At 54.6% G+C, this 16,699-nt stretch carries 10 protein-coding genes; 3 read left to right on the top strand and 7 right to left on the bottom strand.

Features of this window, described 5'->3' with window-relative positions; all coding sequences use genetic code 11:
- The first annotated feature begins 195 nt into the window (after nt 1-195).
- The gene (locus RBB81_RS01270) at nt 196-3,606 is read left to right on the top strand and encodes a hypothetical protein (RefSeq protein ID WP_353072431.1); all 3,411 of its coding nucleotides are present in this window, start codon (nt 196-198) and stop codon (nt 3,604-3,606) included.
- Between the two features lie 423 nt (nt 3,607-4,029).
- On the opposite strand, the gene RBB81_RS01265 is transcribed toward RBB81_RS01270, so the two are convergent.
- Together RBB81_RS01265 and RBB81_RS01260 are read right to left on the bottom strand one after the other, a co-directional pair.
- Nucleotides 4,030-4,593, bottom strand: a complete 564-nt coding sequence (locus tag RBB81_RS01265) for a hypothetical protein (protein ID WP_179585944.1) — start codon at nt 4,591-4,593, stop codon at nt 4,030-4,032.
- Nucleotides 4,594-4,994: 401 nt separating this feature from the next.
- Entirely contained in the window at nt 4,995-6,974 is a 1,980-nt protein-coding gene (locus tag RBB81_RS01260; RefSeq protein ID WP_423248060.1) for an ArnT family glycosyltransferase, read from the bottom strand.
- Between the two features lie 1,048 nt (nt 6,975-8,022).
- On the opposite strand from RBB81_RS01260, the gene RBB81_RS01255 reads away from it, so the two are divergent.
- Nucleotides 8,023-8,544, top strand: a complete 522-nt coding sequence (locus RBB81_RS01255) for a GNAT family N-acetyltransferase (RefSeq protein WP_353072429.1) — start codon at nt 8,023-8,025, stop codon at nt 8,542-8,544.
- On the opposite strand, the gene RBB81_RS01250 is transcribed toward RBB81_RS01255, so the two are convergent.
- The 3 genes from RBB81_RS01250 to RBB81_RS01240 form a co-directional block, all read right to left on the bottom strand.
- Complete coding sequence (locus RBB81_RS01250; protein WP_353072428.1) at nt 8,541-8,735, bottom strand: DUF4826 family protein; 195 nt, start codon at nt 8,733-8,735, stop codon at nt 8,541-8,543. The two genes, RBB81_RS01255 and RBB81_RS01250, sit on opposite strands and share 4 nt — an antisense overlap.
- Nucleotides 8,716-9,048: a ParB/Srx family N-terminal domain-containing protein gene (locus RBB81_RS01245; RefSeq protein WP_353072427.1), complete on the bottom strand. Its 333-nt coding sequence runs from the start codon at nt 9,046-9,048 to the stop codon at nt 8,716-8,718. The genes RBB81_RS01250 and RBB81_RS01245 overlap by 20 nt, the downstream gene beginning before the upstream one ends.
- A 469-nt stretch (nt 9,049-9,517) precedes the next feature.
- Entirely contained in the window at nt 9,518-12,994 is a 3,477-nt protein-coding gene (locus RBB81_RS01240; protein ID WP_353072426.1) for an Ig-like domain repeat protein, read from the bottom strand.
- Nucleotides 12,995-13,520: 526 nt separating this feature from the next.
- Between RBB81_RS01240 and RBB81_RS01235 the strand changes: the two genes are divergently transcribed.
- Nucleotides 13,521-14,573 carry an AraC family transcriptional regulator gene (locus RBB81_RS01235; RefSeq protein WP_353072425.1) on the top strand — a complete coding sequence of 351 codons (1,053 nt, stop codon included), beginning with the start codon at nt 13,521-13,523 and terminating at the stop codon, nt 14,571-14,573.
- A 327-nt stretch (nt 14,574-14,900) separates the two neighbouring features.
- Here RBB81_RS01235 and RBB81_RS01230 read toward each other — a convergent pair whose 3' ends face one another.
- Both RBB81_RS01230 and RBB81_RS01225 read right to left on the bottom strand, forming a co-directional pair.
- Nucleotides 14,901-15,140, bottom strand: a complete 240-nt coding sequence (locus tag RBB81_RS01230) for a hypothetical protein (protein WP_353072424.1) — start codon at nt 15,138-15,140, stop codon at nt 14,901-14,903.
- A 14-nt stretch (nt 15,141-15,154) separates the two neighbouring features.
- Nucleotides 15,155-15,781 carry a hypothetical protein gene (locus RBB81_RS01225; protein ID WP_353072423.1) on the bottom strand — a complete coding sequence of 209 codons (627 nt, stop codon included), beginning with the start codon at nt 15,779-15,781 and terminating at the stop codon, nt 15,155-15,157.
- Nucleotides 15,782-16,699 lie beyond the last annotated feature (918 nt).

Raw genomic sequence — 16,699 nt, 5'->3', positions numbered from 1 at the left:
CTTCTGGCTCGGTTCCCGTATCCACAATACTTGCGTCGCATTCTGTTGGCGGCTCCGGCTCTGCTTGAGACTGTGGGTTCTCTGGAGAGTTTGATGTCTCCTTGATTCTGAAGCAGCGTTTCGCCACATGTAACTAGACCAGTGCGGTCCCCCTATTCACGTCCTTTGTATAAATTGCTTTTTCTGGGAGTCTCCGTGATCAATTTCGCCGCGTTCGTACGTTTTTACTTTGTGTTTGGACATCTTCGTAAGGTGGGTGTGGAGGCCGCACGTTGCATCGTTCTGGCGGTCCTAGTGGGGGTGGTGTGCTCAGTCTCATATGCACAGACCGCCCATTTCAGTGGGTCCCAGATCACTATGCCATTCACCGGTCTAACCAATCCACGGCAAGCCGCAGTGGATGCGAGCGGCACTCTATATATTGCAGATTCAGGTAACAATCGGGTGTTGAAGGAGACACTGCTGGGTGGTAGCTACACGCAAACCACGATAGGCACTGGTCTGAATTCGCCCTTGGGAGTTGCGGTAGATTCCAACGGGAACGTCTATATTGCCGATTCGAACAACGGTAGGTTATTGAAAGAAACGTTGTCTGGTAACAGCTATTCGCAGAGTACGATCAGCAGCAATGTGGGTATAGCCTGGAGCGTCGCCGTGGATGTGAGCGGGAATGTCTTTGTCGCCGATCCGCAGGGCAGTCGGGTACTGATGGAGTCGCCTTCAGGAAGCAGCTACGTCGAAAGCACGATAGGCAGCAATCTCTCTCTTCCCGATGCCGTGGCGGTGGACGGAAGTGGCAATGTCTATATTGCCGATCGAGGTAACAACCAGGTCTTCAAAGAGACGCTCTCGAATGGCAGCTACACCCAAAGCACGATCGCCAGCGGTCTGAACTATCCCAGCAGTGTCGCGGTGGACGGAAACGGCAACGTCTATATTGCTGTCTACGGGACTCCTGGAGATCGGGAGGCCAGTCAAGTATTGATGGAGACGCCTTCAGGTGCCAGCTACACCCAAAGCTTGGTCGGGAGCAGTGCTTATATTTTTGTGGTTCCGATTTATGTTGCGGTGGACGGGAGCGGTAATGTCTTTATCTCGACTTACAACAGCTTACTAAAAGTGACGCCGTCAGCCGGAGACTTCGGCATGATCAACGTTGGCAGTTCAAACTCACCGGTCTCATTGATCTTTACCTTCGATACCACTGGCACTATTGGCAAGCCAGCAGTGGTGACCCAGGGCGCGGCGGGCCTGGACTTCACAGATACAGCCACAGGAACCTGCACTACATTTGGGACAAGCTTCACGTACACCGACGGCGAAAGCTGCCTAGTGAATGTTACTTTTACGCCGAAGTCGATCGGGACCCGGTACGGCGCGGCGGTGCTACAGTCCAGTTCGGGGGATGTGATTGCCACTGGTTACGTTCATGGCACAGGCTCGGGTCCGCAGGCGAACTTCTTGCCAGGTACGCAGAACACTTTGCCCTTTAGCAACGTGGTTAGCCCCTACGCCATCGCAGAGGACGCCGCTGGCAGTCTTTACATTGCGGAGGCCGTCAGTGCCTATAGTCCCCAGAACGCGGTCGTGAAGGAGACCTGGACAGGGAGCGGCTATACGCAAAGTACGGTAGCCACCGGTCTGGCTTACCCGGTTGGCGTGGCGGTGGATGGGGCCGGCAATGTATATATTGCAGATCAAGATGCCACGGAGGTGTTGAAGGAAACGCCGTTAAGTCGAGGGGGCTATACGCAAAGCGCTGCTTTCACCGGCCTGGGCAATGTGGAGTCGGTGGCTGTTGACGAGAGCGGTAACGTCTATATCGGAAGTCTTGCTTACGGGGTGTTGAAAGAAACATTAACCGCCGGCGGCTATAGCCAAAGCACTATTGCTAGAGCCGTTTATGCTTTTGGGCTTGCGGTAGATGGTAATGGCAATATCTACGCTAGCCGGAACGGAGATTCGCCGTTATACAAGGAGACCCCGTCCGACGGCAGCTACACCCAGAGCACGATTTCGAGCACTTCCGGCCTTGGGGTCGCTGTTGACGGCAGCGGCAACGTCTATACAGGGGAACCCTTCGCTATTTATAAGTACACGTTGTCGGGAGGCGTTTACACCCAAAGCACGATTGCCACTGTGAATGGCGTCGCAGGTATTGCGGTCGATGGGAGCGGTAATGTCTTTGCCTCGAGCCCTCAAGCTAATAGTGTCGTAAAACTAGATTTCGCCGATCCATCGAGTCTGAGCTTTGCGACGACTGCGGGCTCGACGAGCGATGCCCAGACGGTGACGGTTGAGAACATCGGCAATACTCCGCTGAGCTTCCCGGTTCCAGCTTCAGGGAACAATCCGAGTATCTCGACGAACTTCACTCTGAACAGTACGGGGGCAACAGCATGCCCGCTTGTTGGGGCCAGTTCCTCGGCGGCAGGAACGCTGGCAGCGGGTGCCTCCTGTCAGCTGCTCGTCAGCTTTGCACCGGCAATCGGGGGCAACATCGATGGAGCGCTGGTCCTGACGGATACCAACCTTAACGCATTGGCACCCGGCTACACTACGCAGAGTATCGCGTTGAGCGGAACTGCACTTGACCCGCCAACGCTGGGCTTCGCCGCGATCGCATCGCAGACCTATGGCAATGCTCCATTCACCGTCAGCGCAACCTCGGCTTCGAGTGGAGCAGTTACCTATACAGTAGCCAGCGGCCCCGCAACCATCTCCGGTTCGATAGTCACGCTGACAGGAGTAGGCACCGTGATACTGAACGCCAGCCAGGTTGCCAGCGGCAACTATGGTGCGGCGACGGCGACCAGCAGTTTCACCGTGATGCCAGTTGTGCCAACGCTGAGCTTCGCCGCGATCGCATCGCAAACCTATGGCAATGCACCATTCACTGTCAGTGCAACCTCGGCTTCGAGTGGAGCAGTCACCTATGCGGTAGCCAGCGGCCCCGCAACCATCTCTGGTTTGACAGTCACGCTGACAGGAGCAGGCACCGTGGTACTCAATGCCAGCCAAGCCGCCAGCGGCGGCTATGCTCCAGCCACAGCGACCACGAGCTTTACAATAGCCGCACAGACCTTCACACTTGCGCCCGGTTCCAGTCCTGGTTCTGGCAGTGCCACAACCACTCCGGGGGGAGCAGCAAGCTACACCCTCATGCTAACCCCGGGTTCTGGAACCACCTTCCCAGATCCAGTAGCCTTCAGCGTAACCGGTCTGCCCACTGGAGCAACTGCGACCTTCTCGCCGGCCACACTTCCGGCAGGGAGTGGGGCGACCTCGGTTACATTGGCTGTTCAGACCAGCAATAGCCAAACGGCTCGTGATGAGAAGTCCCCCTCCACACGGCCCTTCGCGCCGGTGGCGTTTGGATTGTTATTGCTGCCGTTGGTAGGGATGCGCAAGCGGCTTCGGCAGATACCGCGCCAATCGGCGATGCTGGCCTTCGCGGCTCTGTCATTCGCGGCGATTAGCTTGAGCGGTTGCAGCAGCAATGGTTCATCTAGCCAGCTTGCCAAGAGCTACACAATTGTAGTAACTGCAAAGGATGCGACCACCGGTACAAAGACCTCGACCAACCTGACACTTACAGTGCAGTAAACACAGTTGTGGTGTGGATTCTTATGATCGAAATGGGCTGGATGCCGGCTTAGAGCACAGCGGACATCCAGTCCCCGATCCGCGCAACCTCATCAAACGTAATCTCCTCGTTGCACCGACGCTATTCCGTTGTGCCTGCAAAGTCTGGGTTTTCGGCAACTTCAGCTAGCCGTTTGACTTTCGCAGCCAAACGCCACCCGTGACACAACCGCATAAAAACACTACCGCCGATGAGATGACAACGCAAACAGGATATTTCGAGGTCCAATGAACATCCGCGTATATCGATTCGAGGAGGACCAAAAGAAGTCCGCCGCAAACAAGCACAAATGCGGGTGAGAGTATGAGCACTATCCCGATTACACGACTGGCGAAGTAGATCGAGGCGTCATGGCCGCTGAATGGGACGACGATGAGTGTCAATCACCGAATTTCAATTGCGATCGGCGTAGCAGTAATCCGACCTTTGGCCACTAATGCTTTGTCATCAGGCAAGTTCACGGACCAGCCGATCAACTCTTCAGGACTCAGGTATTCCGCATAGAGACAGTACTGGCCAGGAGCGATCGCCTTCGTTGGAAGATCGATTTTCCAGGTGCGAATCTCTTCAGGCTTGAGCTTGACGTATCTAATCTTCGGAGCCCCACCTGTATAGGCGCATCCTGGCAAATTCGGATTGGCAGCTCTGCCTTGAAGGGTTAGTACCTCAGTCGCAAAGCCATGACTGCACGTTTGTTGGAAAGCCCCAAAGAAGTCTGGCAGATAGACACCCTCTTGGCCAGCTCGGACGGTCAGGGTGACATGAATTGGGATGCCTTTTTTGTAGGCGGAGAGGGTCGCAACACTCTCTAATTTCACGAGAGCAGGGCTGACTTGCGGAGTACCGAACACCGTGCATTTGCTTCCGGATTGCGCGATTGTCAGTCGAGGAGATAACACGGTGATCGCTATCCAGGCAGCAGCCAGAGGAGGTGCAATCTTCTGCAATCGATGATGAGTTGTTCGCATCGGCTCTTACGAGGCCTCATGTCTATAGACACCTTACTCCGTCCTCTTGTTCCTCTACGAGGCTCCTGCGAACCGCTATCCTCCCCCGCAAAGCTCTCCCGCAGCAACCGGTCATCTTACTTGAGGGCTCAAAATCACGTGGCGAGAAGCCGGCATCTCGGGCACCCACGACAACTCAGGTTGTCGAGGGGATGCCTGCAAAGTCAGGTTTGCGGCAAGTTCAAAATCGTAGTTTCCGAAAACCTCGTTTTGCGGAAATCTCACAAGGCCGCGATTGCGGCATCTAGCAGATTTTGCAGCGGCTGAATCACATGGCGGGCGGGCTTTGGAAGAGATCTAGGAAGGTTCTTCCGAGCCGACTCGGTAAAATCATCTCGCGGCTAACGGGAAGCGTGGCCAGTGGCAGCGAGGCCTGCACGAATCTCGGCTCTCTGAAGGAAATACCATTCTGGTTGGGAAGCCTCGATTGTCTCGGCTTTCTGGTATTCCTGATGGGCCTGATCATTCAGACCGAGTCCAGCCAACGCATTTGCAAGCGCTAAATGTGCAAAAGAGCTAGTGGGCATCTCATGCGCTGCGGCTCTAGCTGGTTCGAGTGCTTGAGAAAACTGTTTCTCGCCGTTCAGCCTCATCGCTTCAGCGAGTTGGTTGATGGCTATCACTCTGCTCATATCGAAGGTCCCGGTGTAAACCATGTCTGCGCCGCCAATGACTGCGCGGGGCTTTGCTTTCTGGAACACCTCGTATGGGTTGAGATCAGGACGCTCCCATTCGATGCCTGACCAGCTGAGACCACTGATAATGAAGGTTCCGGACTGGACCCTAGACAATTGGGCTTCGCCCTTATCTCCATTCAGCTCGAAAAGATTGGCGATGATGCGCTTACAACCGATACCTGAATGGTCCGGCCTTGCGAAGCCGTCGTAGGCAAACGAGCAATCGGAGACTCGATTGTCTTTCAACCATGTCGCGACCTGCGGGAGGGCCTGCCCCCAATCGTTGTTTGAGTCCGTGAGGAGCTTGTGGCTGTTTGAAACCCCTCCAAAGATTTCGTTGCCATAAGCGAGCTCGTTTGGAAATGCAGCAAGCGATGAAGCGACGTGCGCCACCATCGAGATTGCGATAGCTGAACGCACGAAACGCCCGTTTGTTCGCCAAAGGTGGACGACCGCCACACCTATCAGGCAACAAGCTGGCGCGATCACAGGGAGGATGTGGCGATATCCAATATTCAGTGTGCTGACCATGCCCGCAAGTAGCCACACTAAGCTGGGAACCAGAAAGTAGAAGGGCCGTATGTCGAAGCTGTGTTTTCTGAACGCAAGTAGAGAAAGGAGAGCGAGGCCGATCATTCCAAGCGTGGTTTTGATCAGGATGACGCACGGGAAGTAGTGGGGAACGCCGTGGGGATACAAATGCCCGAACAGAAATGCGGATTGGCCAGGATCGGAAATGCTGAGGACATCAACGAAGCCGTAGAGATATGCCTCTGGGAGTAGATGGTGATGCGCAAGAAATGGGATCGTCTTGAGGATGACGCTGTGGTTTTCCTTAGCTCGCGTATCCGCCATGAAGTCGTTTAGTGACATAGCCATCTGAGCCCCATCTGGTCTGGCCGCATAGCGAAAGTGATAAGTTGCCCAAAGAACCCCGAAGCCTAAGAAAAGAATGAAAAGAACGGCCGCCGCTTCCTTCAATACCTTGCTTGTTCGCGACTGCTCACCGCGGTTCCAATCAAACGCGAGCTCCGCGAAGGCCAAGAGCAGAAGTGTCGGGACGATCAGAACTCCTGAATGTTTCACGGAGAGAGCGAAGCCACAGCAGAACCCGGCCAGCAGAAGCATCAGAAGAGTGCGCCGCCGGTGAAACAGGAAAAATGACGCCACCGCGAGAAGGCTCGTAGCTGAAAGCGCCATGTCCGTGGTGACGAGTGAGCCGTGTGCTACAAGGGTCGGCTCGAAAGCGATGAGAGAGAGGCTTACCAGAGCGCTGAGATCACCGAACATTCTTCGGGTGAAGAAGAAGGCTGTTAGTGCCAGAAGCAGTGCAAATGTCGCCATCCCGCGACGCGCGAGCGGAATCACTCGATCGATCTTCGCTCCCGCGCTCGGACCAGTGGCGCTGTAAAGCCACTCCGCCGAATCTGCATACCCTGACCCCTTAGCCGTGGAGACTACCGGACAAGGCCCACTCGGAGCCGGGATCTTCGCGATTTGAAGCACCAATCCGGCAACCATCTTCGCAAACGGAGGATGCTCTGGATTCACTCCAAAATCGGCGCATTGCCAATAGCGATATCCTGCATAGGTGTGAAAGCCTTCATCATTGGTAATGACTTCTCGGTTGGTGACCGCGAGCATTTGCCAAAGGAAGGCACCCGTAAGGACCGCCGCGAGCAGCCGGATAAGAGCCGGAAGAGTCGTTATTCTTGTCATTGCGGGGGGTTCCTGTTCGGATGGTAAATGGTACGCCATCCTCCAATGAGAGGCCATCTCGAACGAGGATTGCGGATAACGAAACAGCATTCAGAGATGAGCACTTCGACTGTGGCGCTGTACCTTCCCGTTCCTACTTGGTTAGGAGACCGATGCGCTAATCGAGCTTGGACAAAGGATTAGTACCAAAAAACGCGCTTCGCTGAAGCAATGAGAACCCGGCCTGAACACGCGGTCTGTGCTGCCTGCAAAGTCCGGTTTGCGGCGAGTTCAAGGTCGAAGTTTCTCATAATCCCGTTTTTCGCCAGCCCAAGTTAGACTGCCTGAATGACTCCCGATGATCCAATCGATTCTTCTGCCTTCGCCGCCTTCTCTGCTCCGCTGATCGGTTTGCCGGTAAGTCGCATATGGCAGGCGTATGGCTCAGCCATCTTCCTTGAATTCGGAGCTGTACAGCCAAGGCTTAGGCGTGACGGATCGCCGGGAAACCCACGCGGTGAGTGGACGTTGATGATCGAGTGGAGTTGGCGCGTTGAAGGTAAGCGAAAGGTTTGGTGTGGCACTTTCAGTGACGGAGAGCGATGGCCAAGAGCATTCTAGCGACTTGAGGGGGCAAGTGTCGCCTCAGTGAAGCTTTATGGAAGGCTCCCAGAGATTGATCTGGGTTTGTCCAATGGCCTCCACGTCCTCTCGATGATGACAGCAGAAGGAGACCCGGCTTGGAAGCTCAGCAAACAAGCAGAGGGTAGCTCAACTTGCATTCACGTTGTTTCTGGAAGGCTCCGAATTGAGGATTGATTGCCTCCCGCAACGTCGGGTTTGCGGCAACTTCAGACCGGCTGGCCGTCCTGAGGGGGGTTGAAGTTTACGAAATCAGCGTTTTGCAGGTGGATGGATCGCTATGCTGGAGGGAATCGGTATTCTGTCGACGCATTGCCTGCGACCATAAAGAAGAATGTCTGGAAGAGCGAACATGATGCAGGTTTTGATCCGATCCGCCAGATTGCAACTAAGCCAGTTCAAAATGGCTGATGCCGGAGAGGTATTCGAATGCATCACCCCTGCGACCGCTCGCTTCATGCGCTGGGATCCCCCGAAATCGCTCAACGAGTACAAAGCACACCGGGAAGCCAGATTACAGGCGAACGATCAATCGGTTTTGTCCTTTGTTATAAGACGCAGTGACACGATGGAATGTCTAGGCATTGCCGGACTGGATGAGGCGGATCAACCAACCCCAGAGCTTGGCATCTGGCTAAAAGAAGCAGCTTATGGTCACGGCTACGGAACAGAAGCCATCAGAGCTGTTGCTGAATGGGCGACGAAAACTCTCGCGAAGGAGAGCTTCCTTTACCCCGTAGCAGTACAAAATGTCGCCAGCAGGCGTATCGCCGAAAAACTTAACGGTGAAATTGTAGGAACACGCAGAAATCAAAAGTATGAATCTGTCGTATATGAAATCTGCCCTCTTACCCGACCCTGGTCGGGCGGTTAAGAAGACTGTTGCGTCTGGCCGCTTGCTTGGCGCTTTCTCAGAGCTTCGTGACAACCAACATGGCCAGGAGCTAGCAGACTTTCGACAGCCCAAATCGAGACGTAAGGAACAAGATGCCAAGCTGGCCAAGAACCGACCTTACCGTGATCTAGACCTTCTTTGGCGAGATATTCAGTAACAGTTCCGCTCATCCCAGGAGGAGTTCTCAGTCAAGCGGTTGTCGGCGATCAGAAAAGCTGTGCGTTGCGACTTGGTGAGGTGACTCAATCGAATGGCCGGCACGGTTTCCCGTCCGAGTCTGCGTGCGGGCAGGAGTCGGCCATGGCCCGCTATCACCATCTGCTGATCATCGATCAGGAGCGGGACGTTGAATCCAAACGACTCGATGCTCTGAGCGATCTGGCGAACTTGTTTATCGCTATGAACCCTGGGGTTTCGTGGGTCAGGTTTAGGGGATGTAGTACGGAGATAAGTAACCTCCAATTGCGCTATCGACGATTGCATTTTTTCCACCTCTGCTCCTGAAGAAAAGTAGCATAGGCGTAAAAATTGGACCCCGCTTTTCGGCGCCCAATTCTTGAAAATCAGCTAACTCAAATTGGCGCCCGACCGATCTTCCGATTCGATGTTCATGAGATTTCCTTGTTTGGCGCGGCTTTGAGCAGATTGAGGCAGCCCAGCGATTTATGAGCGGCCCGGGCGCCGGGTTCAGTTGAACACTCATTGTCCGGCTTGGAGGCGGAGATGGTTGATCTGATGAATCGTGGAGATCCGGGTTCCAAGCAAGATCAGACCGACCCTGCCTCAGCTGAGCCAGATACTAATGATGAAGGCGATGGCCATGCTGACCACACACCCCGGGCCGAGTGCGGCGGATAGCTCAATGAGTAGCCTCGTCGAAGCTTAACAAAAGGTCAAGGCGCCACATCATCGTGACGCCTTGCCAATGAAGTCGAATTGTTCTTTTCTATTTCTATTTCTTGATGGTTAGATCAAGTGTGGATTGTTTCGGAGTGGTTCCAGCCACACTAGTCGCTGTAATGATGACTGGGACGGCTTTATTGATAACCTCCGCGGATTTGCCAGCTTTCAAGGTCAGGGATACCGTGGCAGGATTGATGCCATCGAGGGTGACAGTCGATTTGGTGAACTTGCAGGTGACATCTTTGGGCAAATTCGAACAGGCTAGTTGAACAGGATTCGTGAAGCCACCTTGTGGGATGAGATCGAGAGTAACGCTTTCGGAGCTGCCCTGCTTGAGTTTGATTGATGAAGGTAAGACTTGGAGGATATAGTCCGCGACCGCCACCAAAATTGGGGATGACACAGAAGGTGTGAGAACGGCATCGCCTGAATAGCTTGCTGTCAAGCTGTTGTTGCCAGCAGGGAGCTTGCGGGTAACAAGGACCACAGTTCCACTCTTGGGAACCTTAGCCGATCCAATGGCGGTTGTGCCGTTGTAGAAGGTGACCGTTCCAGTAGCGGCGTGCAACGAAACGTTTGAGCCGATCGCGGCGGTCAGGGTGACGGGTTGCCCACCGAATGAGGTTATAACGTCAGTGCTGAAGTTCACACTGGAAGGATCTATGGCTGTGAATGGTACGTAGTAGGTCGACGATGTGCCTTTGACGTTACTGTCGCCGGTGTAGTCCAACCTCAGGGTTCGCGTGCCTGGAGTAGTCACTGTGACGTTGGTTGTCCAGTAACCGTCATACCGCGTGCTGTCAACTTTGCTTTTGCCTAAAACAACGGGCTTTCCGCTGGTGATATCAGAGACAGTAATTACTCCTCCATAGGGTGCGAAGCCGCCGTTGGTAAATCCGATCTGTGCGACTAGCTGGATGGGAACATTTGCGACGGTGTCTCCGACAGGAAAGAAATCCAAGATGGCTCCCTGTGCCTGGCTAACCGTATAGGTATAACTTCCCTGACTGGCTCCGAAGCTTGGATCGCCGGGGTAGGATGCCACAAGTTGGTGAGAGCCCGCGCCTAGCATCTGCGATGGCAGAACATAAGGGATAGTACTCGACTGGCTGGTTGGAAGGCCAGCTTTCGTGATGGTCTTCTCGCCATAGTTCAACGTCATCGTACTGGGGGCGAAGACTCCCGTTGCGTAGTTGTAGACTCCGCCGGTAGTGATGGGTGTCCCGTCCGCCGTCATGGTCATCTGACCGGAAGGAAAGCCGTAGCCCGAATTTCCTGCCACGATGATCCCGACTGGCCAGGACAGACCGTATCCCACCGAGATGGGACCAGTTGTGAAGGTACCTCCCCCAACCGATCCGACAAACGTTTGGCTCTTCTCGGCGGAGATGCTTACAGGGACCGAGTTAGAAGTACTTGGTCCGTATTTGCCGTCGCCACTATAGCGAGCACTCACGTTATAGCTGCCGCCGGGGACGACGGAGGTCAAAATGTTAGCTTCGCTGGAGCCTACCTGCGGTAGGAGTTCGCCCGAGCCTACTGCCACGGTTGCAGCTGTTGATGAAGCAGCTGAAAGAGCTACGGCGCCGGTGGGAGCAGAACATGTTCCGTTAGCAGAGCAGGCGACGGTGGCCTGAAAGCTGATCGGCATACCGTGTACTACGGCAGCTTTTTGTCCGGCGCCAAGTGCAAGGGTTAGAGCGGTTCCAGCTCCGCTGGATGCAACGGACTTCCAATGGTTGACCAGGGCATTGACATCCATCGAGCCAAGTCCGGTTGCCAGGTCGTAGCCGGAAGTTGCATCGTATCCGACGGTGTACTGGCCGTTGGGATCGGGTACTTTATTGTTGCCTTTGGTCGTGTCGTGGAAGATCCCAGAGACCTTGGCAAGTCGGTAGAAGACGTAGTTGGCCATCCCTTGCGGCTGACCGCCCATCTTCTGATTCACCAGCGCCATGACGCCAGCAGCGGCTGGGCTCGAGGCAGAGGTGCCACCAAAGGTGAAGAAGTAGTCGCCGTAACCACAGTTGCCATTCAGGCATACAAGATACCCATCGTGAAGTGAAGCAGTGAGGGAGATGTCGGGCAGGTCGCGTGCTCCGTCATCGGGAACACCTACCCCGGTCTGCCAGTTGGGTTTCGCGTAAAGACTGCTTACGCCACCACTACCTGCGTAGAGCAAAACACTATTTGGATCGTTACTGCTTTCATTCCATGCCATCTCTGGAATGTAACTGAGCGCAGACTCACCGGTGGTTGGATCGTTAGTCGCGCTCCAGTACTTGCTGTGGCTATTTGTATCCTCAAACTGGGTACCACCAACGGCGACGTTGTAGGGTGTTGATGCAATTCCGTTAACAGCAAGGATGCCGGAAGAATAAACTCCGCCCGCAGGTGCGTCACAGCCTGCACCGCCGTTGTCTCCAGCAGATACAAATGAGGTAATTCCCTGTGCAGCTGCCTGCTGCCAGAGTGAAAAGTAGAAGGCATTTTCGACCGGGCCTAAGTCAGTCTCGCATGATCCATAGCTGGTGCTCATGACCGGAGCTAGATTATTGTCGACAATGTACTCTGCAGAGACATCTACTCCATCAGCGAAGTTGCTTTGAGAGATGACAAAATCAATCTTTGCCATCGGAGCTACTGCGCCCGACCAGGTGACATCGAGCGTTGCCTCGTCGACATCAGTCGTTATCCCGGGATCGTCTCCGTTGATAATGACCTGAGGATCATTCGCGGGAAGCCCGAGAAGGTTGCGGAAATCACGTATGTCTTGAATGGTTATATTGCTGCGACCGACAATGGCGATCGTCTGGCCCGTACCGTTAATTCCAGCATTGTAGAGAGGCTGCACGTTATATATCTTCGCGAAGTCGGCGGGGGCGATTCCATGCGAACTGTCGTCAAAGGTAAATTGGCCGCCAACCTTTTTGAAGTGTACCTTCGTTCCGCTCAATACAGCGGGAGAAGATGGATTACTGTGCAGCCGAACGACACCCCTGACGACGTTGCGTAGGGCTGCAGGAAGTTGAATATCGCTGGAGTTCGAAATGAACGTTTTATTTTTGTAGGAATACGAGTGCATCTGCGTCGAGAACGCGTTCTCGACCTGTGCGACATTACCGCTGAACACGATGAAGCGGCGGCTTTGTGAGATATGGTGAACGTTCAAACCCTGACTCTGAAGCCACTGACTGACTTGAGAAGAATCGGTATCGGCGACTCCGAACTGTTGGCCAAATTCGGCCGGGCTCAGCCACTTGTGGAATAAGGGAGAAGACGCGTCATGCTGAGAGGCGATAAGATCGGCCGCGGCCTGATCCTGCGCTGCCGTAGGCGCCAGCAGAAGTACCATCCGACCGAGACTTTGGCTGGAGGAGAGGCGTCCGATGTCTTGGCTCACCGAGATGAGTCGGTCAGGACTGCTGCCTTTGACTGCGACGCGCTCCGCGTTCTGAATTGAGTCGGTGATTCGTGATTGAGCTTTTGCTGCTTGACCGAAAACCAGGCATATCGCAAGACACATAACCTTGGCGACGTTTCTACAACGGTTGTTTCTGTGCATGAGTTTCTCCGTATGAGTGTTTCTGGTCCTTCTGTGGACCTGCTATAACCAAACCTGCTGCTTGAAGCAGGACCGTGTTGGTGCGAACCGCAGGGCATCACGACGCGTTGGTCCCAGGCTTGGCTGGTTCCAGTTCTTACCGATGTTGTGACCATGCGAAGCGGTGACTCTGCTCGTTGACCTTAGCCCCACCTCCGAAGAGGCGCGGCACAACGGTTCCGCGGGCGGTGCAGTCGTATCTATCAATTCAGTTTGCTGTCCTGACCAACCCTCAACACATGGCACAATCGCACCCTTGCGCCATTGCCCGCACCGAACACGCCAAGGGTGTCAGGCTCTTTGGGGCATGTTTCACAAGGTTAGCGGGCTAGTTATGAGTTCGAATCGACTATAGTCTGACTCGCGTAGAAGCACTTGACTATAATGGACAAAATTTCTAAATATTTGTTGGGACCAGACGGCTCCGTTCGGAAGAAGAGCTAACGAGATGCCTCAACCGCATTTACCCGAGAACCTCCAAAGAGTGGGTTTTCTCTCTTGCCTGCCTGAGCTTCTTAGGCGCTTCGACGTAGACCCGTTAGAAGTGTTGGCCGCTGCTGGTCTGAGTGCGTCCGCGCTAGAGAATCCGGATGGAACGATTCCTTACCGAGCAATGGGACTGCTCTCTCAGTTGTCCTGCGAGAAGACTCGGTGTTCACATTTTGGGCTAGAAATCGGTCGCCAGATCCGGACCGAAACTCTTGGACTTCTCGGCGAACTGATGCGAAATTCGCCGACGCTCCGCGTTGCATTGCAGGATTTTGCGATCAATCAGCATCGAAACGCTCACGGAGGTGTCACATATCTGCTGGAAGATAAGATGCACGCGTTCTTCGGGTACGCTGTTTACCAGCCAAACGTACCCGGTCAGTATCTAATCTGCGACGGCGCTGCCATGGGGGCATTCACCATCTTTAGCGAGCTTGCCGGTACAGGCCAGGCGTCCGCTCTGGAGGTTCTATTAGCCCGATCAGAGCCCAGAGATGTATCTCACTATCGGCATTCGTTTGGGGTCAAGCTTGCCTTCAACGCCGATCAAACCGCTGTAGTTTTTCCGCGAAGAATGCTTGATCAGCCGATTGCGGGTGCCGACGTTCGGCGTCGGATCGTCATCGAGAAGCGAATTCAGACCCTATGGCACGCTGGCGATATCGATCTAGTCACCCAGCTTCGGCGCGAACTGCGGGTTGCGCTCATAAGGGGTAACTTCTCTGCTACTACGATTGCGGAACAGCTAGGTATGAGCCGTCGCACGCTCGACCGTCGGCTAAATGCTTCAGGGGTGAATTTTCAGGAGGTGTTGGACGAGACGCGGTGCGAGTATGCTCAGCAATTGCTTGAGTGCACCCGGATGACAATCGCTAATATCGCCACCATAGTTGGCTACGCCGACCCGAGCATACTCACGCGTGGGTTTGTGCGATGGGCGGGGGTAACTCCGAGCCAGTGGAGAGCGAAGCTAGGAAGGGAAGCGGACACTTGCGCCGGCTTCGCCTTTTAGAGACATAATGTGAATCGCTTTGCACCGAGGGAACAACGCCACCTGGAGACTGGATTTAACCCAGATAGTCAAAATTCAATTCCCTGATCCCTATGATTTAATTCCCTGTTTCGTTTGAGCCTCGATCAGAATAGAACACAGAAAACCCCAAGTTCCCAGATGGGGATTGGGGTCGAAGTTGCCGACAACCCCGTTTTTCGGGAACTTCGGCTCGCGCCTAAATTGGGACTCGGCCCCTGGCGTTCGGTTGGTTAGTAAACGCAAGCGCGTTTCTCATTACCGACAGGGCGTATCAGATCCTAGTGTCCGACTGATGTGCCACTCTCTTCACAGCATTGGTGGCCATAGCTTGGGTTTGGAAGGAGCGACGTTTACCAGTAGACGAGGATGCGGGTGTCTTTCCTCGTAGAGCTTGCGTTCGGGAAGCTCAGGGGATATGACCCATATGCTGCGGCGAGTCCAGTTGCGACGGCTGTCTACCTCGTAATCGTAGTAGGCGGCGTAGAGGAGCTTGCCGTCGCCGTCGCGCCACTCGGCGCTCTTGAGGTCGTGTGATTTGGGTTCCACGAACTGCTCACGAATCACCGCCCGCTCGCGATTTCCGTTGGCGAAGCAATGGGTTTCTCTCGTTCCGTTCTTGTCCTCGTCGTCTCCCGGCAATCTCCATATTGGTTACCCTCGTCTGAGCGTTCCCAGAAAGAGGCCATCTTGTCGTCTGTCCGCGTCCAGGCGAGCTTCAGCATGCCAGCATCATCGAAAGTGTTGAAGCTTTCTGTGTGCTTCTCCGGGTCGATGAGTTGTTGCCACTTCAGCTGACCGTTCCTGCCCCAAGCGGAATCCTCGGTAAGAACCCCTTCCTCGGTGTAGGTACTGTGAGAATGTTCAGTTTGTTGACCACTGCCTGCGAATGAAGCCGTTTCGCTGATGTACCCAAACGGATCGTAGCGAATTGTTCGCGAGGAAGTGACCTTGCCCCGCTCGTAGTAGGTCTGTTCCGTCAGGCCGAACGGGCCAAGGACGTCGTGTACCTTGAGGGCACCGCTTGAGGCGTCGAGTATGCGGCGGTCGAAGACGTGGCCTTGCGCGTCACGACTGAGGAGAATGTTGTTGCCCTGGAACCCGTCGGCAGATCGTTGGCCCGATCTGACTCTTGCACCATCGGGGTCGTAGTAGCATTCCTGACAGCCGATCGGCCAGATAAGGGCCATCCCGTCTGGCTGGCGCCACCCAATGTTATGACGGACGGTTGTTGAAAGAACCGATTTCAGCGGCCCATTGAACCCATCGCTTCGCGCATCAGTTCGCGCTATATCCTGTCCAGAGCTAGCTCCTATTAGTAAGAGGGATGCTGCCGCCGGGATCCACTTCAAAGCACGCATGAGAGCCTCTCCGCGTCAGTGCCTATTGTACGTCGCAGGCCAGCGCAAGGAGTCTTCACCGATGTTAGTACTGGGAAGTCACCTCTGCGGCAAGTTCAAGGTCGAAGTTTCTCATAATGCCGTTTCCGGGAACGCGGTTAGCTTATTACCACTGTGAAATTCGTTCCTATCCTTGAGGGCATATCCTACTGACGCACAACGTTGTACAAAGGGTGATCCCGTGGAACTGATGCCGGCATCGAGAACCATTCGCTTTCTTTTTCTGGCTTCCCTCCTATGGGGGCCGATCCTTTTCATGGTGCTTGCCTGCTCCTTAGGCGGTGCCCAGACTTCGATTCTTCCGGGCGTGAAGGAGAGACACTGTTCCGAGATTAGAGGTAACGCTGACAATACAACCCTCGTCTGCTTGGTATGGGATCGCCGACCCGAGTACTTCTCTGAACCACGCCAGATACAGATCTATCGGAAAGGCGAGCAGCCGCAAACCATTGAGACGGGAGAGCCGATCCAGGAGTGGCATTTTTGGAGAAACGGCAAACAGCTTGCCGTTCATTTCGGGGCACAGGGACCCAGCGGCAACTTCGTCCTGTATGACACGGCATCGGGAAAACAGGTCGAAAGGATCTCTGGCATCTCAGAGCCGAGTGGACTGCCTCAGTGGGCGAAGAGCCAATCGCAACTGCGGGACGAATCCGTCCCGGAGGGTCCTACGTACAAACAGGAACGGACCGATTGGATTGCAAAGGT

Source organism: Tunturibacter gelidoferens (assembly GCF_040358255.1).
Taxonomy (GTDB): Bacteria; Acidobacteriota; Terriglobia; order Terriglobales; family Acidobacteriaceae; genus Edaphobacter; species Edaphobacter gelidiferens.
The sequence above is the reverse complement of the archived record's forward strand: the minus strand, read 5'-3'. Positions and strand labels throughout refer to the sequence as shown.